The 19,941-nt window shown below is 70.3% G+C and carries 25 protein-coding genes; 17 read left to right on the top strand and 8 right to left on the bottom strand.

The genetic code is table 11. The features are described from left to right. Nucleotides 1-4 precede the first annotated feature (4 nt). Complete coding sequence (locus AB0H36_RS37100; RefSeq protein ID WP_360534713.1) at nucleotides 5-1,888, top strand: propionyl-CoA synthetase; 1,884 nt, start codon at nucleotides 5-7, stop codon at nucleotides 1,886-1,888. On the opposite strand, the gene AB0H36_RS37095 is transcribed toward AB0H36_RS37100, so the two are convergent. Further along, the gene (locus AB0H36_RS37095; RefSeq protein ID WP_360534711.1) at nucleotides 1,856-2,638 is read right to left on the bottom strand and encodes an alpha/beta fold hydrolase; all 783 of its coding nucleotides are present in this window, start codon (nucleotides 2,636-2,638) and stop codon (nucleotides 1,856-1,858) included. The two genes, AB0H36_RS37100 and AB0H36_RS37095, sit on opposite strands and share 33 nt — an antisense overlap. Before the next feature lie 42 nt (nucleotides 2,639-2,680). On the opposite strand from AB0H36_RS37095, the gene AB0H36_RS37090 reads away from it, so the two are divergent. After that, nucleotides 2,681-3,331 (top strand): SDR family oxidoreductase, encoded by a 651-nt coding sequence (locus AB0H36_RS37090; RefSeq protein WP_360534709.1) that lies wholly within the window; start codon nucleotides 2,681-2,683, stop codon nucleotides 3,329-3,331. 30 nt (nucleotides 3,332-3,361) lie between these two features. Beyond that, nucleotides 3,362-3,796, top strand: a complete 435-nt coding sequence (locus AB0H36_RS37085) for an OsmC family protein (protein ID WP_360534707.1) — start codon at nucleotides 3,362-3,364, stop codon at nucleotides 3,794-3,796. 83 nt (nucleotides 3,797-3,879) lie between these two features. On the opposite strand, the gene AB0H36_RS37080 is transcribed toward AB0H36_RS37085, so the two are convergent. Together AB0H36_RS37080 and AB0H36_RS37075 are read right to left on the bottom strand one after the other, a co-directional pair. After that, entirely contained in the window at nucleotides 3,880-4,683 is an 804-nt protein-coding gene (locus AB0H36_RS37080) for a sugar nucleotide-binding protein (protein WP_360534705.1), read from the bottom strand. Continuing rightward, the gene (locus AB0H36_RS37075) at nucleotides 4,680-5,159 is read right to left on the bottom strand and encodes an Lrp/AsnC family transcriptional regulator (RefSeq protein ID WP_360534703.1); all 480 of its coding nucleotides are present in this window, start codon (nucleotides 5,157-5,159) and stop codon (nucleotides 4,680-4,682) included. Before AB0H36_RS37075 ends, AB0H36_RS37080 begins: the two co-directional genes overlap by 4 nt. Before the next feature lie 94 nt (nucleotides 5,160-5,253). Here AB0H36_RS37075 and AB0H36_RS37070 point away from each other — a divergent pair, with 94 nt between their 5' ends. Together AB0H36_RS37070 and AB0H36_RS37065 are read left to right on the top strand one after the other, a co-directional pair. Further along, entirely contained in the window at nucleotides 5,254-6,102 is an 849-nt protein-coding gene (locus tag AB0H36_RS37070; protein ID WP_360534701.1) for an LLM class flavin-dependent oxidoreductase, read from the top strand. Next, nucleotides 6,099-6,524: a nucleoside deaminase gene (locus AB0H36_RS37065; RefSeq protein ID WP_360534699.1), complete on the top strand. Its 426-nt coding sequence runs from the start codon at nucleotides 6,099-6,101 to the stop codon at nucleotides 6,522-6,524. Before AB0H36_RS37070 ends, AB0H36_RS37065 begins: the two co-directional genes overlap by 4 nt. Before the next feature lie 19 nt (nucleotides 6,525-6,543). Here AB0H36_RS37065 and AB0H36_RS37060 read toward each other — a convergent pair whose 3' ends face one another. Then, a complete protein-coding gene (locus tag AB0H36_RS37060) occupies nucleotides 6,544-7,353 on the bottom strand; it encodes a toxin-antitoxin system, toxin component (protein ID WP_360534697.1) in 810 nt (269 codons plus the stop codon). 97 nt (nucleotides 7,354-7,450) lie between these two features. Here AB0H36_RS37060 and AB0H36_RS37055 point away from each other — a divergent pair, with 97 nt between their 5' ends. Beyond that, nucleotides 7,451-7,885: a GNAT family N-acetyltransferase gene (locus AB0H36_RS37055; RefSeq protein ID WP_360534695.1), complete on the top strand. Its 435-nt coding sequence runs from the start codon at nucleotides 7,451-7,453 to the stop codon at nucleotides 7,883-7,885. Between the two features lie 71 nt (nucleotides 7,886-7,956). Here the strand turns inward: AB0H36_RS37055 and AB0H36_RS37050 are convergent, their stop codons facing one another. After that, the gene (locus AB0H36_RS37050) at nucleotides 7,957-8,895 is read right to left on the bottom strand and encodes a WYL domain-containing protein (protein WP_360534693.1); all 939 of its coding nucleotides are present in this window, start codon (nucleotides 8,893-8,895) and stop codon (nucleotides 7,957-7,959) included. Nucleotides 8,896-9,017: 122 nt separating this feature from the next. On the opposite strand from AB0H36_RS37050, the gene AB0H36_RS37045 reads away from it, so the two are divergent. Genes AB0H36_RS37045 through AB0H36_RS37025 form a run of 5 tightly spaced genes read left to right on the top strand, consistent with a single transcriptional unit; the run spans nucleotide 9,018 to nucleotide 12,724 of the window. Then, nucleotides 9,018-9,575: an RNA polymerase sigma factor gene (locus AB0H36_RS37045; RefSeq protein ID WP_360534691.1), complete on the top strand. Its 558-nt coding sequence runs from the start codon at nucleotides 9,018-9,020 to the stop codon at nucleotides 9,573-9,575. Next, nucleotides 9,575-10,390, top strand: a complete 816-nt coding sequence (locus tag AB0H36_RS37040) for a zf-HC2 domain-containing protein (RefSeq protein ID WP_360534689.1) — start codon at nucleotides 9,575-9,577, stop codon at nucleotides 10,388-10,390. Before AB0H36_RS37045 ends, AB0H36_RS37040 begins: the two co-directional genes overlap by 1 nt. Further along, nucleotides 10,387-11,256, top strand: a complete 870-nt coding sequence (locus tag AB0H36_RS37035; RefSeq protein WP_360534687.1) for an ATP-binding cassette domain-containing protein — start codon at nucleotides 10,387-10,389, stop codon at nucleotides 11,254-11,256. Before AB0H36_RS37040 ends, AB0H36_RS37035 begins: the two co-directional genes overlap by 4 nt. Continuing rightward, entirely contained in the window at nucleotides 11,253-12,128 is an 876-nt protein-coding gene (locus tag AB0H36_RS37030; RefSeq protein WP_360534685.1) for a hypothetical protein, read from the top strand. The genes AB0H36_RS37035 and AB0H36_RS37030 overlap by 4 nt, the downstream gene beginning before the upstream one ends. Next, nucleotides 12,125-12,724, top strand: coding sequence for a hypothetical protein (locus tag AB0H36_RS37025; RefSeq protein WP_360534683.1), 600 nt, complete (start codon nucleotides 12,125-12,127; stop codon nucleotides 12,722-12,724). Before AB0H36_RS37030 ends, AB0H36_RS37025 begins: the two co-directional genes overlap by 4 nt. Here the strand turns inward: AB0H36_RS37025 and AB0H36_RS37020 are convergent. Next, nucleotides 12,675-13,214, bottom strand: a complete 540-nt coding sequence (locus AB0H36_RS37020) for a DinB family protein (protein WP_360534681.1) — start codon at nucleotides 13,212-13,214, stop codon at nucleotides 12,675-12,677. The two genes, AB0H36_RS37025 and AB0H36_RS37020, sit on opposite strands and share 50 nt — an antisense overlap. A gap of 53 nt (nucleotides 13,215-13,267) precedes the next feature. Between AB0H36_RS37020 and AB0H36_RS37015 the strand changes: the two genes are divergently transcribed. Genes AB0H36_RS37015 through AB0H36_RS37005 form a run of 3 tightly spaced genes read left to right on the top strand, consistent with a single transcriptional unit; the run spans nucleotide 13,268 to nucleotide 15,117 of the window. Then, the gene (locus AB0H36_RS37015; protein ID WP_360534679.1) at nucleotides 13,268-14,218 is read left to right on the top strand and encodes a WYL domain-containing protein; all 951 of its coding nucleotides are present in this window, start codon (nucleotides 13,268-13,270) and stop codon (nucleotides 14,216-14,218) included. Then, nucleotides 14,211-14,522, top strand: coding sequence for a DUF1905 domain-containing protein (locus AB0H36_RS37010; protein WP_360534677.1), 312 nt, complete (start codon nucleotides 14,211-14,213; stop codon nucleotides 14,520-14,522). The genes AB0H36_RS37015 and AB0H36_RS37010 overlap by 8 nt, the downstream gene beginning before the upstream one ends. Nucleotides 14,523-14,559: 37 nt before the next feature. After that, entirely contained in the window at nucleotides 14,560-15,117 is a 558-nt protein-coding gene (locus AB0H36_RS37005) for an isochorismatase family protein (RefSeq protein WP_360534675.1), read from the top strand. A gap of 13 nt (nucleotides 15,118-15,130) precedes the next feature. Here the strand turns inward: AB0H36_RS37005 and AB0H36_RS37000 are convergent, their stop codons facing one another. Next, a complete protein-coding gene (locus AB0H36_RS37000; RefSeq protein WP_360534673.1) occupies nucleotides 15,131-16,057 on the bottom strand; it encodes an NAD(P)-dependent oxidoreductase in 927 nt (308 codons plus the stop codon). A gap of 104 nt (nucleotides 16,058-16,161) precedes the next feature. Between AB0H36_RS37000 and AB0H36_RS36995 the strand changes: the two genes are divergently transcribed. Together AB0H36_RS36995 and AB0H36_RS36990 are read left to right on the top strand one after the other, a co-directional pair. Further along, nucleotides 16,162-16,899, top strand: coding sequence for a VOC family protein (locus AB0H36_RS36995; RefSeq protein WP_360534671.1), 738 nt, complete (start codon nucleotides 16,162-16,164; stop codon nucleotides 16,897-16,899). A 119-nt stretch (nucleotides 16,900-17,018) separates the two neighbouring features. After that, entirely contained in the window at nucleotides 17,019-17,870 is an 852-nt protein-coding gene (locus AB0H36_RS36990) for a metallophosphoesterase (RefSeq protein ID WP_360534669.1), read from the top strand. Here AB0H36_RS36990 and AB0H36_RS36985 read toward each other — a convergent pair. After that, nucleotides 17,851-18,993, bottom strand: coding sequence for a helix-turn-helix transcriptional regulator (locus AB0H36_RS36985; protein ID WP_360534667.1), 1,143 nt, complete (start codon nucleotides 18,991-18,993; stop codon nucleotides 17,851-17,853). The genes AB0H36_RS36990 and AB0H36_RS36985 overlap by 20 nt on opposite strands. Nucleotides 18,994-19,129: 136 nt before the next feature. Here AB0H36_RS36985 and AB0H36_RS36980 point away from each other — a divergent pair, with 136 nt between their 5' ends. Next, nucleotides 19,130-19,477, top strand: a complete 348-nt coding sequence (locus tag AB0H36_RS36980; protein ID WP_360534665.1) for a hypothetical protein — start codon at nucleotides 19,130-19,132, stop codon at nucleotides 19,475-19,477. Nucleotides 19,478-19,941: the final 464 nt, after the last annotated feature.

Here is a 19,941-nt window from a genome sequence, read left to right as displayed (position 1 = left end):
GGACATGGGCGCGTATGAGGAAAGCCACCGGCGCAGTCTCGACGATCCAGAAGCGTTCTGGCTGGAGGAGGCCGGCGCGGTCAACTGGACCCGGCCACCGGCGCAGGCCCTCGACGCCACCGGCGCACCGCTCTACCGCTGGTTCCCCGACGGTGAGCTCAACACGTCGTACAACGCGCTCGACCGGCACGTCGAAGCCGGCCACGGCGACCGGACCGCGCTGATCTACGACTCACCGGTCACTGCGACCAAGCGGACCCTGACGTACCAGCAGCTGCGTGACGAGGTTGCAGTCTTCGCCGGGGCGCTCAGGTCTGTGGGCGTCGGGAGGGGCGATCGGGTGATCGTCTACATGCCGATGGTCCCCGAGGCCGCAGTCGCGATGCTCGCGTGTGCGCGGCTCGGCGCGATCCACTCGGTGGTCTTCGGCGGCTTCGCCCCGAAGGAGCTGGCGGCCCGGATCGACGATGCCGAGCCGAAGGTGATCGTCGCCGCGTCCTGCGGGATCGAGCCGACCCGCGTGGTCGAGTACAAGCCGATCATCGACGCCGCCCTCGAGCTCACCCGGCACCAGCCGGAGCGCACGATCGTGCTGCAGCGCGAGGCCGCGCTCGCGAAGCTCGGCGACCGCAACCTGGACTGGTCCGAGCTCACCGCCGGCGCCGAGCCCGCCGACCCGGTGCCGGTCGCCGCGACCGATCCGCTCTACATCCTCTACACGTCTGGTACGACGGGGAAGCCGAAGGGCGTGGTCCGCGACAACGGCGGCCATGCCGTCGCACTGTCCTGGTCGATGCGCGCGGTCTACGACATCGGCCCGGGTGACGTGTGGTGGACGGCCTCCGACGTCGGCTGGGTCGTCGGCCACTCCTACATCGTCTACGCGCCGCTGCTGGTCGGCGCCACGACCGTGCTCTACGAGGGGAAACCGGTCGGTACCCCGGATGCAGGCGCGTTCTGGCGGGTCATCTCCGAGCACGGCGCGAAGGCGTTGTTCACCGCGCCGACCGCGTTCCGTGCGATCAAGCGGCTCGATCCGGAGGCGCTGGAGCTGGGGAAGTACGACCTGCAGGGCTTCCGGACGCTGTTCCTCGCCGGTGAGCGGCTGGACCCGGAGACCTACCACTGGGCGCACGAGCATCTCGGCGTACCGGTCGTGGACCACTGGTGGCAGACCGAGACCGGCTGGCCGATCGCCGCCAACCCGCGTGGTCTCGAGCCGTTGCCGACCAAGCCCGGGTCGGCGACCGTCCCGATGCCCGGCTGGAACCTGCAGATCCTGGACGCCGTCGGCAACCAGCTGCCGGCCGGCGAGGAGGGCGCGATCGCGATCAAGCTGCCGCTGCCGCCGGGTGCGTTGCCGACGCTGTGGGGTGACGATCAGCGCTACATCGACAACTACCTGAGCCGGTACGACGGCTACTACCTGACCGGCGACTCCGGCTACCTCGACGACGACGGCTACATCTTCGTGATGGGCCGCACCGACGACGTCATCAACGTCGCCGGACACCGGTTGTCGACCGGCAGCATGGAGGCCGTGCTGGCCGCGCATCCGGCGGTGGCCGAGTGCGCGGTGATCGGAGTGCAGGACGCGTTGAAGGGCCAGCTTCCGCGTGGCCTCGTCGTACTGAAGGCCGGTGCGGACATCCCCGAGGAGGTCCTGCAGGAGGAGCTGGTGGCCGCGGTACGGCGGGACATCGGGCCGGTGGCCGCGTTCCGGGACGTATCGGTGGTGGACGCGCTGCCGAAGACCCGGTCGGGGAAGATCCTTCGCAAGACCATGCGCGGCATCGCCGACGGCCGGGACGAACCGATCCCGTCGACGATCGAGGATCCCGCCGTACTCGATGCCCTACGACCCATCCTGCGCAGCCAGGAACCGTAGGACCGCCGGTCCGGCGACTTCATGGAACTCGTGGAAGTACGCGTGCCGGGCACCCTCGATCAGCTCGGCACGCGCTCGCGGGATGCGGTCGGCCAGCAGTTGCGCGTTGGCGGCCGGGCTGAAGACGTCGTCGGACCCGTGCAGGATCAGCGTCGGTGAGGTGATGCCCGGCAGGCCGTCCCACGCGTCGTGCCTGTTGCTCGCGACCAGGTGCCGCGCCCTCGCGTATGACGGCATGCTCGCGTCACCGAGCACGGGATGTAGGCCTGGATTCGCCGCCAGCCAGCCCGGCGTATACATCAGCTCGAGCAACACCCGCTCGGCCTTCGCGGAGTCGGCCAGCGCACGGCGGATCTCCTGGCTTCGCTCGTACCCGTGCGCCGCACCCGGCGACGTACACCCGAGGACCAGCCCCTTCACCCGATCGGGGTGGTTGATGGCGACCCACTGCGCGACCCGCCCACCCATCGACGTGCCGTAGAGGTGCACCGCAGCCAGCCCGAGATCGTCCAGCACTGCGACGACGTCCTCGGCGAATCCGGGAGTGCTGTAGACCTCGTCCGGCTTGTCGCTGTCGCCGGTGCCACGCCAGTCCAGCGTGACGGTCTGGTACGACGCTTCGAAGTCGGCGCGAACCGGGTCCCACCAGGTGTGGTTGTTGGACTGGCCGGCCAGCAGGACGAGCGGTTGCCCGGCGCCCCGGACCTGGTAGGCGATCCGCTGACCATCGGCTGTTGTTGCGTGCGGCACGGGAGCAGTCTGCCGGATTCGGTGGCGAGTTAGGCTCGGGGTATGCGAGTGGTGATTGCGGGTGGACACGGGCAGATCGCGCTGCGGCTGACCAAGCTGCTGGCCGGCGACGGGCACGAGGTGGTCGGTCTGGTGCGCAACCCCGACCATGAAGCCGACATCACCGCCGCCGGCGGGCAGGCCGCCATACTGGATCTCGAGCAGGTCGACGCGGCCGCAGTCGCCGAGGTGCTCGCCGGGGCCGACGTGGCGATCTTCGCCGCCGGCGCGGGGCCGGGCAGCGGGAAGGCGCGCAAGGACACCGTCGATCGCGGGGCCGCGGCGCTGTTCGCGGACGCGGCCGAGCAGGCCGGCGTCCGGCGGCACATCCAGGTCGGCTCGATGGGCGCCGACCGGGCCGACGCGCTGACCGACGACGAGGTGTTCACCGTCTACCTCAAGGCCAAGTGGGCCGCCGAGGAGAACCTGCGCCGCCGCGACCTCGACTGGACCATCCTGCGCCCGGGCGGTCTGACCGACGACCCAGGCACCGGCCTGGTCCGGCTCGAGGACAAGACCGGCAACGGCCGGATCAGCCGCGACGACGTGGCCCTCGTGCTGGCCGGCCTCTGCGACACCCCGGCCGCGATCGGCCGGACCCTCGAACTCGTCGCCGGCCAGACCCCGGCGGCCGAGGCACTGAAGAACCTCTGACGTTGCCACAAGCAACAGAATGTGACGGTTATGGGCGACACTCTCCGGCAGGTGCACTTCGAGCGCCTGGCCAACAGCAGCTACGAGGTCCGCAACGCCCGGGGCGGCAGCATCCGGGTCGGGTCGGGCGGCGAGGACACCGACTTCACCCCGGTCGAGCTGCTGCTCGCGGCGATCGGCACCTGCTCGGCGATCGACGTCGACATCGTGGTCAGCCGCCGGGCCGAGCCGACCGAGTTCACGGCGGTCGTCCGCGGTGACAAGGTCCGCGACCCCGAGGAGGGCAACCGGATGGAGAACCTCGCGGTCGAGTTCACCATCCGCTTCCCGGAGGGTGAGGACGGCGACAAGGCGCGGGAGGCGCTGCCGCGCGCGGTGAAGATGTCGCACGACCGGCTCTGCACGGTCAGCCGCACGGTCGAGCTCGGCGCGCCGGTCACCACGACGGTCGACGAGACGGTCTGAGCGGGCCGGCCTGGGCCGGCCGGCTCTACGCGGGCCGGCCTGGGCGGGCCGGCTCTACGCGGGCCGGCCTGGGCGGGCCGGCTCTACGCGGGCCGGTCCAGGCGTGACGGGCCTGGGGCGAGGAACTCAGCGACCGGCCGCAGCCGGGTGGTGAGCAGCTTCTGGGTGCGCTCGCCAGCCAGCCGGACATCCGACGGCGGGCCAGGGGTGAAGGGCAGCGACTGCGGGTCGAGGCCGTCCCGGGCCGCGATCATCCGGCCGAGCTCGAGACGGTTGACGGCTTGCGGTCCGGCCACGTGCGCCGGACCCTGCACGTCGGACTCGAGTAGCTCGAGCAGCGCGGTCGCCAGGTCGGTCACGTGCACCGGGCAGCGGATGTTCCCGGTGTACAGGGCACCCGGTCCGCCGGCGGCCAACGCGTGCACGAGGCGTTCCGTCGACGACTTCCCGTCGTACCCGATGATCAGGGAGGTCCGGGCGATGACGGCTGCCGGATCGATCGCCCGGACGGCTGTCTCGGCGGCGGCTTTCGCAGCGCCGTACGGCGTGACCGGGCACGGGCTCGCGTCCTCGTCGTACGGCTGATCGCCGCCGCCGAAGACCACGTCGGTCGAGACGAAGACGAGTCGTGTGCCCCGCGCGGCGAGTGCGACGTTGGCCGGACCGTCCGCGGTCGTCACCCAGTCCGACTGCAGGAACGCGGCGTGGATGATGCCGTCCGGCCGGACCTTGCGGATGACGTCGTCGACCTCACCCCGATCCCGGACATCCATCCGGACCCCACCCGGCACTGGCTGTCTGTAGTACGCCGGTACCACTTCGTGCTCAGCCACCCGCGCGATCTCGCTCCCCAGTAGCCCACCGGCCCCAGTGACGAGCACCCTCACCCGCTCAGCCTACGCGGAACCGTCGACTCCGGCGTCTGCCGCGGGCCGCGGAGGGGGAGGGTTTGGGAGTAGACGAGGTTGGTGGTCGTGCTGCCGAAGTCGGTCAGTTCGTTGACGAGCTCTTCGAGGTGCGGCATCGAGGCAGCGGCGACCTTGAGGGTGTAGCAGTCCTCGCCGGTGGTGCGCAGGCACTCGAGGATCTCGTGGCGTTCCTTCAGCAGCCGGTGCAGCGGCTCGTGCTTGTTGCCCGGGTACTTCAGCCGTACGACGGCCAGCACCGGGTAGCCCACCTTCGTCAGGTCCACCTCGGCGCGGTACGCGGTGATGATCCCGGCCGACTCCAGCCGGCGGACGCGTTCGGTGGTCGCCGAGGCGCTCAGGTTCACCCGGCGGCCGAGCTCGGTGAGCGAGATCCGGGCGTCGTTCTGCAGCTCGGCCAGGATGGCCCAGTCGGTCGGATCGAGACTCTCGGTCATACCGCGAGAATACCGGCGATTCCCCGGCCGAAGCCGTCGTACGCCGGGAGGATTCTCTTCAGAACCGGGCTTGCGGCTGGCTAGCCTGATGGGCGTGGAAATCGGTGTGAACGTCCCCAACTTCGGCCCCGGCACGAACCCGGCCCGGCTGCGCGACTGGGCCCGCACGGTCGAAGGCCTCGGCTACGACCTGCTGATGGTCTCCGATCATGTGGCGATCACGCCCGACGTGGCCGAGCAGTACCCGGCGCCGTTCTTCGACCCGTTCACCACGTTGAGCTGGCTGGCCGGCGTCACCGAGCGGGTCCGGCTCGGCACCACCGTGCTGATCGCGCCGTACCGGCACCCGTTGCTGGTGGCAAGGATGGCGGCGAACCTCGACCAGCTCAGCGGCGGCCGGTTCGTCCTCGGCGTCGGCGTCGGCTGGGCCCGGCAGGAGTTCGAGGCGCTTGGTGCGGATTTCGAAGCACGCGGCCGGGTGACCGACCAGACGCTGCTCGAGATCCGGCGAGCCTGGGAGAACGACAAGGACTACGGCGGCGGCTCGATCCCGATCTGGATCGGCGGCCGCAGTACGGCGGGGATGCGGCGCACGGTCCGGTACGGCGACGCCTGGCACCCGCTGCGGGAACGGCTCGACTGGATGCGCACGGCACTGGACCGGCTGCAGACGATCGCCGCCGAGGAGGAGCGCCCGGTGCCGGAGTTCGCGCCCCGGATCCTGCTCCGGCTGACCCGATCACCGTTGCCCGACGACGAGCGGGTCGCTGGTGAGGGCTCACTCGACCAGGTGCTCGCCGACCTCGACGCACTCCGTGAGCTCGGCGCGCGGAGCGTCGTACTGGATCCCTTCATCGGCGATCCTGCCGAGACCGAGCGGCCCGAAGTGGCCTGGCAGGCGCTGGCGACGATCGCCGCGCACCGACGACAGGAGAACACGTGACCCCCGAAGCAGAAGACTTCCTGCGCCGCGCGATCGAGCTCGCCGCGGCGGCCCGGCGATCCGGCAACCCGCCGTTCGGGTCGCTGCTGGTCGGCCCGGACGGGACAGTGCTCGCCGAGGAGCAGAACTCGACCATCACCGACGGCGACATCAGCTTCCACCCGGAGCTGAAGCTGGCGGTGTGGGCGGCCCGCGAGCTCGACCCGGAGACAGCCGCGGGGACGACCATGTACACGAGTTGCCAGCCGTGCGAGATGTGCTCGGGTGCGTTGGCGCGGTCCGGGCTCGGCCGGGTGGTCTACGCGTTGTCCGGTGAGCAGCTCAACGGACTCAAGTCGACCGGCGGCTTCCCCGCCGTACCGCTGGAAGGGCCGGCGCTGTACGACGAGGCGAAGGTGCCGGTCGACGGGTACTACCCGTAGACCGGCACCCACACGTCGATCAGATCGGGCCGAGGCAGAGCGTGTAGCGCTGCGAGCCGACCTCGGAGGTGTACGCCGCCTCGTAGCCGGGGAACTGCTCGCACTTGGTGTCGTCGACGGTGTCGTCGAGCTTGCCGACGACCTTGTACTCCGCCTCGGACGACGCGCAATCGACGACCTCGACGTCCGGGGTCGTCGAGGTGCCCTTGTTCACCACGCAGGACCCGACCGTGGCCTCGGACGCGGTGGTGATGCTCAGCTGGATCGCCACGAACGCGACGATCAGCGCGATCGGGAGCAGCAGCATCGCGATCGCCGGGCGCTGCGGCAGCGGCTTGCCCGGGTTCATCGGCCGGCCCGGGGCGCCGGGGGCCGGCTCGGGGAGCTTGCGGAACTTCGACCACGGCTCGAGGTTCATCAGCATCGTGATCGGGTTGACGATCATCGAGCCGATACCCCACCAGCCCTGCCACAGGCTCTTCGAGGTCATGTCCCGGACGGTCGCGATCCCGCAGGTCCGGCAGAACGGGCCCTGCAGCTTCAGGAGCCGCATCACCACGATCATGCCCTGGTGCCCGCGCACCGTCGCCTGCACGGCGGGGAACCCACCACAGAACCGGCACTGCACCGCACCTTGCTGCATCGGCTGACCCTGCTGCTGGAACTGGCCCTGCTGCGGGAACGGCTGCTGGTGCGGCGGCTGCTGGTACTGCTGAGGCTGCTGCGGCGGGCCCTGGGTGTACTGCGGGAACTGCTCCGGCGGCGGACCGTAGCCACCCGGCTGGTTGGGGTACGGGTTCTGCGGGGGCTGCGGAGGGGATGTGGTCACGGACGCTTCCTGAAAGACGATGGCGGAACAAGACGAACCACCGCACCTTACTCACCCCAGTGGTCCACTTCGGCCCGCGATGTGAAACGGTGCCGCCATGCTCACCATCGGCCCGCTGGAACCCGCGGATCGCCCCGCCTGGCAGCAGTTGTTTGCCGGGTACAACGAGTTCTACGGCCGCACGATGCCGGACGAGTTCTACGATCAGGCCTGGACCAGATTCCGCCAGGACACCGAGATCCACGCTCTCGGCGCGCGGCTCAACGGGCAACTGGTCGGCATCACGCACTTCCTCACCCACGCCAGCACGACAGCGCCCGACTCCTGCTACCTGCAAGACCTCTTCACCGCCCCCGAGGCCCGCGGCCAGGGCGCGGCCCGCGCGTTGATCGCGGCCGTCACCGACTGGGCGCGAGCGCGCGGCTGCGGCCGCGTCTACTGGTCCACCCACGAGTCGAACGCAACCGCCCGCCGCCTCTACGACCAGGTCGCCGAGAACCGCGGCTTCATCCTGTACGGCGTCCCGCTCTAGGTCGTGTCTGGTAATTCAGCGCCGTCGCGAGCCGAGTGCCGCGCAGTAGGCGGGGAATTGCCAGGCACGGCCTAGCTGTACCGGTCGGCCAGCTCACGCCCGAGCCGGGCCAGCTCTGCCTGCACCGACGGCGGATCGACGACCTCGATCGAGCCACCCCAGCCGGCCAGGTGCTGCGCGATCATCAACGGTGTCGGCGCGGTCACCTTGATCCGCACGCGGTCGCCGTCCATCCCGTCGACCTCGCAGTGCCGCCCGAGCCGGTCCTGCATCACCCACAGGTGCCGCTCCTCCATCAGCACGGTCGCGGTCAGCCCGGAGCGCCGTTCCTCCATCTGCTCGACGACCTCGTTCCACGCCGCGGACAGGTCGAAGTCCGCCGGCCGTTCGAACGGCTCATCGGTCACCTCGGCCGACACCACCCGCTCGACCCGGAAGGTCCGCTGTCCCTTCGGCGTCCACGCGATCAGGTACCAGATGTCGTCCTTGTCCACGAGACCGAGCGGATCGACCATGCGCTCCGACGGCTCCCGGCCGCGTCCTGTGTAGACCAGTCGGACCTTCTTCCGTCGTACGACGGCGTCCTGCAACTGCTGCACCAGTTCCGGGCGTTCCTTCACGTTCTCGCCCCAGCGCGCCGGATCGATCACGACCGCCTCGGCCGCTGCCTCGGCGTGCTCGCGGAACGTCTGGGGGAGCGCCCGCACGAGCTTGCGCAGCGCGGCCTTCGCATCCGGTGCGATCGACGCCGCCGGCCCGACCAGCAGGAACAGCGCCTGCGCCTCCGGAGCGGTCAGCCCACTGAGGTCCGTCCGCGCGCCGCCGATCAACTGCCAACCACCGTTGCGCCCCGGCTGTGGATAGACCGGGATCCCGGCCGTCGACAGCGCCTCCAGGTCACGCCGCGCGGTGGCAACCGAGATCTCCAACTCGTCCGCCACCTCGGCCGCGGTCACCCGCCCGCGCGCCTGCATCAGCAACAGCACCGCCACCAGTCGATCCGCCCGCACCCGACCATGCTCGCAGACAAACCGCTCAGCTGCTGAGCACTTATCCCAGCCACTGTCAGTGGCTGCAGAAGCACGGAAAATCAGGTCGATCCGGAAGCGAGCTCCGCTGCGACAGTAAGGACATGAGCACCCTGTCCGACACCGAGCTGCTGCGGAACATCTCCGCGGGCGACGAGTCGGCGCTGCGGATGCTCTACGAACGGCACGCCGGCTGGCTGCTGCTCCGGCTGAACCGCCGCTGCGGCAGCCAGGACGTCGTGGCCGGTGCCCTGCAGGACACCTTCGTCGCGGTCTGGCAGTCGGCCGGGCGGTTCCGCGGCGAAGGTGACGTCGCGGCCTGGCTCTGGGGGATCTCGATCCGGCGACTCGTCTCCGCGCTCCGCGGGCACCCGGCCGCCGACCCGCTCGGCGACGACGTCGTTGGGTCCGCCGTACCGGCCGTCAACAGTGCCGAGGACGAGTTGCTGCGCGGAGTCGAGTACGGCGACGTCGGACGCGCACTGCGGACGCTGCCACCGGAGCTCCGCGCGACGCTGCAAGCGACCGTGATCGACGGACTCACCACGAAGGAGGCGGCCGTGCTGCTCGGCATACCGCAAGGCACCGTGAAGAGCCGTCTTCGAGTGGCCAAGAGCCGCCTGCGCGACCAACTGATGCCGACGCGGGACGGGAGGATCTGATGACCTGGCACCTCGGTCCCGAACTGCTGGACCGCTACGCCGACGGTGACCTGGACCTCGCCCGCCAGTCCGCCGTCGAAACGCACCTGGTCGCTTGCGCCGACTGCCGGCGGCTGACCTCAGCCAAGGCGCCGCAGGACCTGCTCGCCGACATCTGGCAAGGCGTCGAGATCGCCACCGCCCGGCCGCGGCTGCCCTGGCCGCTCCGGCTGGCACAGAAGCTCGGCCTCGCCGAGACCGACGCCATCGTCCTGCGTGCATCGAGCTCCCTCTACCGACCCTGGCTCCTCTCGGTCGTCGGCGCGTTCATGATCGGTGTCGGCGGGTCGATGCTGCCGGCCGCGCAGCAGCGTGCGTTCTACCTGCTATTCGCCCCGTTGCTCCCGGCAATCACGGTCGCAGCGGCGTACGACACCACCGACCCGATCCGCGAGCTGGCCGCGGCCACGCCGTTCAGCAAGGTCCGCATCGCCTTGTTGCGGACGGCATCCGCGGTGGCCGTCGCGCTGCCCGTCGTACTGCTCGCTGGGCTCGTCCTGCCGTTCGTCGGTGCGGATGCGTTCGCCTGGCTGCTGCCGGCACTGACTCTCACCTTGCTCGCGCTCACGCTGCTGACCTGGTGGACCGCAGCGGTCACCGCCTGGGTCGTCGCCGTTCTCTGGCTCTCAGTGGTCGGAGTGCTCCGGTCGGCCGATCAGCTCAGCGCAGTCGACACCCCGTTCGCCCAACTGGCCTTCGCTGTCGCAGCCCTCCTGGCGCTGGGCGCTCTCGCCATCCGGCTTAGCTCGCACCATGCACCAGGAGGCTACGCATGACACCCCAGATCGCCGTCCTCGACGGCGTCACCAAGTCGTACAGCGGTACCGAGGTGCTGCACCGCACCGACATCGGATTCGACCGCGGTGTGATCGGCCTGCTCGGCCCGAACGGCGCCGGCAAGTCGACCATGCTCCGGCTGCTCGCCACCGCCATGCCGCCGACGACCGGCCGGATCGTGGTCAGCGGCCACGTCGTCACCGGCGGGATCGCGGACCGAACCGAGGCCCGTCGCCGGCTCAGCTACCTGCCACAAGAGGTCGGCATCCCGCGCCGGATGACCAGCTTCGGCTTCCTCGACTACATCGCCGTGCTGAAGGAGTGGAAGGACACCGACGCGCGGCACCGCGAGGTCATCCGCGTCCTCGGCCTGGTCGGACTGGCAGACCGGCGGACGAAGCGCGTGGCGGCGCTGTCCGGCGGGCAACGCCGGCGCCTAGCGCTCGCGCAGGCGCTGATGGGCGAGCCCGACCTCGTCGTGCTCGACGAACCGACGACCGGGCTCGACCCGGAGCAGCGGGCGTCGCTGCGCGGCATCCTCTCGTCGTACGCCGATCGTGGCGCCGTGCTGATCGCGACCCACCAGACCGAGGACGTGTCCGCGCTCTGCGACCGGGTGATCATCCTCGACGACGGCCGGATCCGGTTCGACGGCTCGGTCGCGTCGCTGATCGCGATGGCCCACGGACAGGTGTGGATCGGCGCCGAGGTGAACTCCGGAGCGTTGTCCTCCTGGCGCACCGGGACCGGTGAAGTGCGATCGCTCGGTGGGGTTCCGGCCGTGGGCAGCCGTCCGGCCGAGCCTGCGGTCGAGGACGCGTACCTGCTCGTCCGGAGCGAGACGATGATCGGAGAACCGCGATGACTACCGCCGTGGTCGCCGCCCGGCCGGCGTCGATGCTCGGCCAACTGGCGCGCAAGGAGATCGGCCGCTACGCGTCCCACCCGCTGTTCCTCGTCGGCACCGCGCTCGTCGCGTTGAGCTCGATCGGCAAGCCCGACGGGAACATGTCGTCACTCGGCAACGTGATCGCGCCGGCGACGGGGTTCGGCGTGATTGGCCTGCTGGTGATGGCGTCGCTCACCCGGACCTCCGACCAGATCGCGTCGGCCGCCGGCGCGGTCGCGGTGACCGAACGGACTCGGACGCTCGCGCTGGTCTGTGCATTGATCGTGCCGTTCGCGGCTGCCGTCTGCTGGCTGGGCTGGGCGCTCTGGGCCTACCGGCACTGGCCGCCGCCTCCCTACGGTGCGCCGTTCGGCGGCATCGGTGACGGCTGGGTCCTCGCGAACTTCGTCGCGCTCGGCCTGCTCCCGGCCGTTGGTGGTCCGGTCCTGGGGCTGCTGGTCGGGCGCTGGGTGCCGCGACGCGGTGCGGCACCGCTGTTCGCCGTACTGCTGGTGGCCGAGACGATCCTGATGCAGGGGCTGTTCGAGTCACTCCGCTACGTTCGGCTGGTCGCGCCGTGGACCTACTTCGCCGGTCCGTACGGCATCGAGGGTGACGCCGACCGGATGATGGTCCTGACCGGGTCGCCGTACTGGTACTGCGTCTACCTGGTGGTGCTGTGTGCGCTGGGCGTCGTCCTCGCGCTGCTGCACGACCGTGAGCGTCCACGCCGTCCGATGCTGATCCTGCTGGGTGTCATCGCGATCCTCGCGGTAATCACAGCGACGCTGGCGATCACCACCGGAGTGCAGGACGTGATGATCAACCCGCTGCGGTCGCAGCCATGATCCGGTACGCCGCCCGCGCCGTTCCCTGGGGTCTCCTGGGGATCGGTGCAGCGCTTGTTGTCGGACTGCTCCTGTTGGTGGAGCGCTGGCCGTACGAGCTATGGCCGTTGCAGGGCACCGCTGTCGGGTTGCTCGCGGCAACAGTTGTCTGGTGCTACCCGGAGCCGGCCGCCGCGGTCGTCGACACGCTGCCGCGGGGTCTCGGGTGGCGTACGGCGACCCGCTCGGCCGGTGCGGTCGCAGTCGTGCTGGTGTGGCTGGTCGCCGTCCGGGAGACGAGGGGAGGGTACTTCGGTCACGCGCTGGACGTCGCGTGGCAGGGGATCGCCCTGGCGGTCGCAGCCGCCGGCTTCCTCACCTGGCAGCGGTCCCGCGGATCCGACGGCCCGGCGCGAGCCGTCTCGGCCGGGATCGTCGGAGTCGCGTTGTTCGTTGCCCTGGCCCGCCCGTTCGCGGACGCCGTACCCGTGTTCCCTTACCTGGCGGAAGACGACTGGGCGAGGAGCCGCTGGCTCTGGGCATCGCTGCCGGTGGCTGTCCTGGTGGTCAGCTTGGGGCGCCCTCGCCGACCAGGCCGTCGATGGACTCGCGGATGAGGTCGGCGTGGCCGGTGTGGCGGGCGTACTCCTCGATCATGTCGACCAGGATGTAGCGCAGGCTCGCCGACCGGCCGTTGCGGGACCGCTTCGCGAGCTGGTCGATGCCGCCGGTCGTCAGCGCCTCCTCGACGGCCTTGCGGGAGCGCTCGACCGCGTCCTTCCAGAGCGTCATCAGCTGCTCGGGGGAGTCGTCGGCGGCGCTCTGCCACTCCCAGTCCGGGTTGGCGTCCCAGTCCACCGAGTCCCACGGCGCCGGCAGCTCCCGGTCATGCAGCCGGCCGGTGAAGTACTCGTCCTCGACCAGCGCGAGGTGCTTGAGCAGGCCGCCCAGCGTCAGCGTCGACGGCGGGTGCTTGGCCGCGAGCCCGTCCGCCTCGAGACCGCCGCACTTCCAGGCGAAGGTCCGGCGGTTCCGCTCCAGCGCGCCGACCAGGGTGTCGATCTCGCTGCCGGCGATCGGGGGCTCCTGCAGAATCTCGTTCTCCATGGCTGCAGACTACAAACTGTTCCGGACGGTTCTCTTCCGGAATAGTGGGCCTCATGGCGTACGACGAGAGTCCGACGGCCCGGACGTTGATGGTGCTGGAGCTGATCCAGAACAGTCCCGGCATCACCGCCGAGCAACTCGGGGACAAGCTCGGCGTCTCCGAGCGAGCCGCCCGGCGGTACGTGGCGATCCTGCGCGAGGCCGACGTACCGATCGAGTCCGTCCGCGGCCCGTACGGTGGATACCGGGTCGGGCGCGGACTGCGGCTGCCACCACTGATGTTCAGCACCACCGAGGCGCTCGGCCTGGTGATGGCCGTGCTCGAGGGGCCGCGTGGCGCGGACGACCCGGTCGAGATCGCGCTCGGCAAGATCGTCCGGGTGCTGCCTGAGCCGATCGCCCGCGCGACGGACGCCGTACGGCGGGTGAGTGCGCGCGGGCCTGATCCCGGGGCGCGGACGCCGGACCCGGAGATCACCGCGCAGCTCGTGACGCACAGCACCGCCCAGCGGCGGGTCGAGCTGTACTACGAGCGCCGCCCGGGGGAGGGCTGGACGATGGACGTCGACCCGTGGGCGGTCGTCGTACGGCGTGGTCGCTGGTACCTGCTGTGCTGGTCGCACACGAAGTCGGCCAAGCGCGTGCTGCGGATCGACAAGATCAAGCGGGTCGATCCGCAGGACACGATGTTCACCCCACCCGAGGACCTCGATCCGCTGGCGTCGGTGGAGGAGCATCTCGCGCTGGGCTGGAAGTACAAGATCGAGGTCGTCATCGACGCGCCGATCGCGGACGCGGCCTGGTGGATCCCGCGGAGCATGGGCCGCATGGAGGAGATCGACGCGGACCACACCCGCCTGCTCGCCAGCACCAGCGAGCCGGACTGGTACGCCGCACAGCTGACCGCGATCAAGGCGCCGTACCGTATCCTCGGCTCGCCCGAGGTGCAGGAGGCCGGCCGGGCGCTCGGCCGACGTTTGCTGGAGGCAAGCAGCTGTGACTGAGATCGAGTTCGCCGGCGAGATCTGGTACTGGCGCGGGCCGGCGCCGTTCTTCTTCATCACGGTGCCGGAGGAGGAGAGCGCCTACTTCGAGGCCGAGTCGAACTTCGTCACCTACGGCTGGGGGATGATCCCGGTCCAGGCCGAGATCGGCGAGACCGTCTGGGACACCTCGATGTTCCCCAAGGACGGCCGGTACGTCCTGCCGGTCAAGACCGCGGTCCGGCGGGCCGAGGACCTCGACGACGGCGACGTCCCAACCGTGCGGCTCCGGCTGCGCAGCTGGACTGTCGGTCGGGACCGCTAGCGTTTCGTCCTGCACCCAGCACAGGGAGAGAACTCAGATGTCCACGCTGCCAGAACGCCCCAACACCGCACTGCTCGTCATCGACGTCCAGACCGGCGTCGTGTCGGGAGGGCACGAGCGCGACCAGGTGGTCGCGAACATCAGCACACTGGTCGGCAAGGCCCGCGCCGGCAGCGTGCCCGTGGTCTGGGTTCAGCACAACAGCGAGAACCTCATGAAGGACAGCGAGGACTGGCAGCTCGTCCCGGAGCTGAAACGGTCCGAGTCGGAGCCGCTCGTCCACAAGACCTTCGCCGACTCCTTCGAGGACACCGACCTCGAGGACGTGCTCGCCGGGGCCGGGATCGGCCGGCTGTTCGTCAGCGGCGCGCAGACCGACGAGTGCATCCGCTCGACCATCCACGGCGCCTTCGTCCGCGGGTACGACGTGACGCTGGTCGGCGACGCGCACACCACCGAGGACCTGTCCGAGTACGGCGCCCCGACGCCGGACAAGGTGATCGCCCACACCAACCTGTACTGGCAGTACCACAAGGCCCCCGGCCGGACCGCTGCGGTCGAGAACACCGCAGACGTGACCTTCACGGAGGCCTAGCGGTTGTCCCCGCCTAGCCGTTGACCCAGGCCGGGAAGCCGTCGCGCCAGCTCGGGTACTTCGGCGTCCAGTCGAGCTCCTTGCGCGCCTTCTCGTTCGACGCTCCACGGACCGTGGTCATCTGGGCCAGGACGAACTCACCGGCGAGCAGCCGGCCGAGCCATCCCGGCACGTGCATCGGCGGCTTGGCGCCGGCCACCTCGGCCAGGTACGGCAGCCACTCGGCGACCGGCGCCGGGTCGTCGTCCACGATGTTGTAGACGCCGGGCTCACCGCGTTCGATCGCGGCGAGCGTGGCGGCTGCGGCGTCGCGGGTCTCGATGAACGACCAGATTCCGCCACCGCCGGCGACGACCGGCATCTGCCGCTTGCGCACCATCTCGACCATCGCGTCCGACGCGCCGGGTCCGTAGAAGGTCCCGTAGCGCAGGACGATGCCCTCCGGGGCCTTCTCCTGCACGGTCGCGTCGACGTACTTGATGGCGGCGAGCGTCCGGGCCGCGGACGGGACCGGCTTGCTGATGACGGGATCGGTCTCGGTCTTCACCGGCCCGCCGGACTGGTCGTAGATGAAGTTGTGGCCTTGGGCGACGATCCGGCGGGTGCCGGCTCGCTCGGCGGCCGCCAGGAGGTTGTCGGTGCCGCGGGTCCGTAGCTCGTTGGTGGCCGCGAACACCTGGTCGACCTTGCGGAGGCTGCGCATCTCGGTCAGCGCGGTCATCTGGTGCACGATCACGTCGGGCTCGGCGGCGTCGACCGCGGCGATCACGCCCTCGCGATCCAGCCCGTCCACGACGACCGGCTCGGCGCCCGCCGTACGCAGCTGCGCGACCTTGCCGGGGGACCTCGTGGTGGCGGTGACCTGGTGGCCGGCCGCGACCAGACCAGGGACCAGGTGTCGGCCGAGTGCGCCGGTCGCTCCGGTGACGAAGACACGCATTGTCGTTTCCTTCCCATCGTGTTGTCGCCCTGAGGACACCGCCCGCTGCAGCCGTGTGACATCCAATGGCCGCTCCGGATTCGCGCGGACATAGGATCGGCCGCATGGCGACACGGCTTGTGCAGGTGACGATGAAGGCCCGCGACGACGACGCGGTCGGCCGGTTCTGGGCGGATGCGCTCGGCTGGGGGGTATCCAGCGAGGGACCCAGCGTGACCAACGTCGAGCCGAAGAACTTCAGCTACCCCGATCCCACCGCCGTGTGCGTCGACGTCCTCGCCGTCCCGGAGCCCAAGACGGTGAAGAACCGCGTGCACCTCGACCTCGCCACCACCTCGGCGGCCCACCAGGCGGAGCTGGTCGCGCGGCTGCAGGCTCTCGGCGCGACGCCGGCCGATGTCGGCCAGGGCGACGTACCGTGGACGGTTCTCGCCGACCCGGAAGGCAACGAGTTCTGCGTGCTCGAGCCTCGGGAGATCTACCGGGACACCGGGCCGATCGCGGCCGTGGTGGTCGACTGCCTGGATCCGCGGGCCATGGCCCGGTTCTGGGGCGAGGCGATGGACTGGACCGTGCACGAGGTGACCGACGGCCACGCGAGTCTGCGCTCGGCCAAGGGCGTCGGGCCTTATCTGGAGTTCGTCCGGACACCCGATCCGAAGACCGGGTTGAACCGCGTCCATCTCGACGTCCGGCCGTACCCCGGTGACGACCACTCGGCGGAGGTGGCGCGACTGAAAGCTCTCGGCGCCACCGACGCCGACGTCGGCCAGGGCGACGTACATTGGGCCGTCCTCGCCGACCCGGAGGGCAACGAGTTCTGCGTCCTCACCCCACTCTGACGCGCCTCGCCGGTAGGCTGGCTGGACACGACTGGCGCGGGTGGGTGTGACCACCGGGGAGTGACCGCAGGGCATCGACCGCCTGGGTGCCCGAGGCAACGATGCTGAGGAGCCTGGTCGTGACCCGTGTACTGCACCTGTCGGACACTCATGTCAGCAGGACCGGACCGGACGAGGACGGAGTCGACGGCGTCGCCGCGCTGCGGCAACTGCTGTACGACGTACGCCACATCCCAGCGCTGGACCTGGTGGTGGTCAGTGGCGACGTCGCCGACGACGGTTCCCGCGAGGGGTGTGACGTGGTCCGGTCGCTGGTCGGCGCCTTCGCGGCCGAGCGCGGCATCCCGCACATCTACAGCACCGGGAACCACGATCGCCGGGAGGGATTCGCGGCGGCTCTTGGTTTCGGCCACCTCGGGCCGGACGGCGCACCGATCGGACGCCGCACCGACCTCGACGGCCTGCTCGCGGGCGTGAGCGAGGTGAACGGGTTGCGCGTGATCACCCTCGACAGCCTGGTCCCCGGCGAGACGCACGGCGTGCTGGGACGCGACCAGCTCGACTGGCTCGCTGCCGAGTTGGCGACTCCGGCACCGGCCGGCTCGATCGTCGTACTGCATCATCCGCCGATCTTCGTGGACGCCATCCCGTACCTGGAGTCCGTCGTGCTGCAGGAGCCTTGGGCGCTGGGCGATGTACTCGCGGGGACGGATGTGCGGGCTGTGCTGTGCGGACATCTGCATCACCAGCTGTCCGGCTCGGTGGGCGAGAAGCCGGTGTGGGTGACACCTGGGGTCGTCACCCGGATCGACCTGACTGCTCCCAGTGCGCATGCCCGCGGCGTCCTCGGCGCCGGCGCGACCGTCGTGGACCTGAGCGGATCACCGACGTTCTACACCCTGCACGCGCGGGACCCGCGGGCCAACACCGAGGTCTACGTCTACGACCCGCTCACCGGCGCGCTCTCATGAGACCTCCGTCGGCGTCCAGCGGGCGTTGGGTGCCGATCGCGGGCAGGTACTCGTCGAAGAAGACCAGTGCGCGGAGTTCACGGCGGCTGTGGGTGCCGGTCTTCTCGAAGATCGACTTGAAGTGGTCCTGGACCGTCCACGGCGACAGGGACAACCGCTCGGCGAGGACTTCGGTGGTCAGGCCGCGGACGGCGAGACCGGCGACCTCGCGTTCGCGTTCGGTGAGGCCGTAGGACTCGAGCTCGAGGGCGATGGCGGTTTCGGGGCCGGCGCGTTGGATCACGATGGCGACGAGGTCGGATCCGGCGCCTTCGGGGACGGAGGCGTGCAAGGAGAGCCAGCCGGCCGCGCTGGGGACCTGCAGGGAGGGTGCCTCGCCACGCGCGTGCCGGCGCGCCACCGCGGCAAGTGCGAGGACCGACAGCGGTAGGTCGCGTGGAGCGGCCGGATCCGCCCGCGTCAGGTCGTCAAGGAGGACTCGGGCCGGGGGCGTGATCAGCTGGATCTCGTCGCGGCGGCCCAGCAGGATCAACCCAGGTGCCGCTGCGTGGTCCTGGCGGCGCGCGGCATCCAGGCGGACCGAGGCGCGCAGTCCTTCGGCGATCGGGCGGGACAGCCGCGCGATCAGCCGCGCCTCAGCCGCCGTGAAGTCGCCCGATCGCTCCGTGCGATGCAGTACGACGCAACCCCACGGGCGCCCCTTGGAGACGAACGCCGTACGCAGCTCGAAGGGCGTGCCGTAGGGAGCGAGGAACTCGCGGTAGCGGGCGCTCCGCGCCGGCCGCCCGCGAGTCGACTCGCCGAGGATCCCCACCGGGTGCCGGCGCCTCGCGATCGTGGCGAAGCTGTTGTAGTCGTCCCGCCGGTACTCGCTCGACAGCACGGCGTCGATCGCCACCGGCTCACTGTCCGAGGTCAGGAAGCCACCGGCCTTCAGCTCGACCGGGTCCGCGGTGGTCATCATCAGGGTGCGCGGGTCCAGGCCGTGCCAGCAGGTCGCGTCGATCGGGACCACACGCCGGATCCGCGCCGCGAGCTCGCGATGGAACTCGTCGCGCGGCAACCCCCGGACGGCCAGGCGCTGAACGTCGGCCACGAGGCGATCTGCTTCCCAGGCCGCCATGACCGCATTATCGGTCCGGCGCACGCGGCGGGGGCAAGCCGCGTGCGGGAAACATCCCAGATTTCCGGGCTTCTGGCCGGTCGGCGGAATCCGGAGCCTGAGAGCAGATCGCCGTACCAGTCGAGGAGGATGTGCGATGAACACGCAGACCGTGGCTTTCACTGTTCCGTTGCTACCGGGGATGACCGAGGTCGACCGCAAGGTGATGACGTCGTGCTGGCACGGCGAGCGCCGATCCGAGTACGAGGCGTCGCGCAGACGGCTCGGGATCGTCCGCGAGCAGGTGTGGATCCAGCCCACACCCGACGGCGACGTCGCGGTCGCCGTACTCGAGGCGGTCGACATCGCGGCTGCGCTGGCCGGGGTCTCGACCTCGACCGAGGCGTTCGACAGTTGGTTCCGCGACCACTGCCGGAGCGTCCACGGCATCGACCTCGAGTCCGGCTTTCCACCGCCTGAGATGATCCTGGACTACCGCGCCTGACCTGCCGACGCGCCGGCAGCCACTCCGCCAGGGCCGGGAGTACGGCGCGAAGGTTTCGTCCGGTGATCTCGACATCGGCCAGGGCGTGCAAAGGTCACCGCCTGAGGCGGCGGCTGTTCTTGTGGCGCCTTTGGCGCGCCGCAGGCCGCGAAACGCGTGAAGGTTTTCGGCGGAGGGGACGCGCAATGGTCACCGCCTGAGGCGGCGGCTGTTCTTGTGGCGCCTTCGGCGCGCCGCAGGCCGCGAAACGCGTGAAGGTTTTCGGCGGAGGGGACGCGCAATGGTCACCGCCTGAGGCGGCGGCTGTTTTGTTGGCGCCTTCGGCGCGGCGGGGATCGGTGAGCGGTTGGGGCCGGTTGGCGGACTGGCGGCGTGGGGGCGCGGCTCCGGGCTGCTTGATGGTGCTAGTCGTGGTGGTGTGCGTCAAGGGCGCCTTCGGCGTCCGCTGCGCGGATCTTCGACCC

Source organism: Kribbella sp. NPDC050820 (genome assembly GCF_040653975.1).
In the GTDB taxonomy this organism is placed as follows: domain Bacteria; phylum Actinomycetota; class Actinomycetes; order Propionibacteriales; family Kribbellaceae; genus Kribbella.
Note: the sequence above shows the minus strand (reverse complement) of the source record. Positions and strands in the feature narration are given on the sequence as shown.

What these genes read in the sequence shown, in the direction of transcription:
- AB0H36_RS37100 (WP_360534713.1), top strand. Translation starts at nt 5, where the DNA reads ATGGGCGCGTATGAGGAAAGCCACCGGCGCAGTCTCGACGATCCAGAA.
- AB0H36_RS37090 (WP_360534709.1), top strand. Translation starts at nt 2,681, where the DNA reads ATGCGAGTGGTGATTGCGGGTGGACACGGGCAGATCGCGCTGCGGCTG.
- AB0H36_RS37085 (WP_360534707.1), top strand. Translation starts at nt 3,362, where the DNA reads ATGGGCGACACTCTCCGGCAGGTGCACTTCGAGCGCCTGGCCAACAGC.
- AB0H36_RS37075 (WP_360534703.1), bottom strand. Translation starts at nt 5,159, where the DNA reads ATGACCGAGAGTCTCGATCCGACCGACTGGGCCATCCTGGCCGAGCTG.
- AB0H36_RS37055 (WP_360534695.1), top strand. Translation starts at nt 7,451, where the DNA reads ATGCTCACCATCGGCCCGCTGGAACCCGCGGATCGCCCCGCCTGGCAG.
- AB0H36_RS37045 (WP_360534691.1), top strand. Translation starts at nt 9,018, where the DNA reads ATGAGCACCCTGTCCGACACCGAGCTGCTGCGGAACATCTCCGCGGGC.
- AB0H36_RS37040 (WP_360534689.1), top strand. Translation starts at nt 9,575, where the DNA reads ATGACCTGGCACCTCGGTCCCGAACTGCTGGACCGCTACGCCGACGGT.
- AB0H36_RS37035 (WP_360534687.1), top strand. Translation starts at nt 10,387, where the DNA reads ATGACACCCCAGATCGCCGTCCTCGACGGCGTCACCAAGTCGTACAGC.
- AB0H36_RS37030 (WP_360534685.1), top strand. Translation starts at nt 11,253, where the DNA reads ATGACTACCGCCGTGGTCGCCGCCCGGCCGGCGTCGATGCTCGGCCAA.
- AB0H36_RS37025 (WP_360534683.1), top strand. Translation starts at nt 12,125, where the DNA reads ATGATCCGGTACGCCGCCCGCGCCGTTCCCTGGGGTCTCCTGGGGATC.
- AB0H36_RS37020 (WP_360534681.1), bottom strand. Translation starts at nt 13,214, where the DNA reads ATGGAGAACGAGATTCTGCAGGAGCCCCCGATCGCCGGCAGCGAGATC.
- AB0H36_RS37015 (WP_360534679.1), top strand. Translation starts at nt 13,268, where the DNA reads ATGGCGTACGACGAGAGTCCGACGGCCCGGACGTTGATGGTGCTGGAG.
- AB0H36_RS37005 (WP_360534675.1), top strand. Translation starts at nt 14,560, where the DNA reads ATGTCCACGCTGCCAGAACGCCCCAACACCGCACTGCTCGTCATCGAC.
- AB0H36_RS37000 (WP_360534673.1), bottom strand. Translation starts at nt 16,057, where the DNA reads ATGCGTGTCTTCGTCACCGGAGCGACCGGCGCACTCGGCCGACACCTG.
- AB0H36_RS36995 (WP_360534671.1), top strand. Translation starts at nt 16,162, where the DNA reads ATGGCGACACGGCTTGTGCAGGTGACGATGAAGGCCCGCGACGACGAC.
- AB0H36_RS36985 (WP_360534667.1), bottom strand. Translation starts at nt 18,993, where the DNA reads ATGGCGGCCTGGGAAGCAGATCGCCTCGTGGCCGACGTTCAGCGCCTG.
- AB0H36_RS36980 (WP_360534665.1), top strand. Translation starts at nt 19,130, where the DNA reads ATGAACACGCAGACCGTGGCTTTCACTGTTCCGTTGCTACCGGGGATG.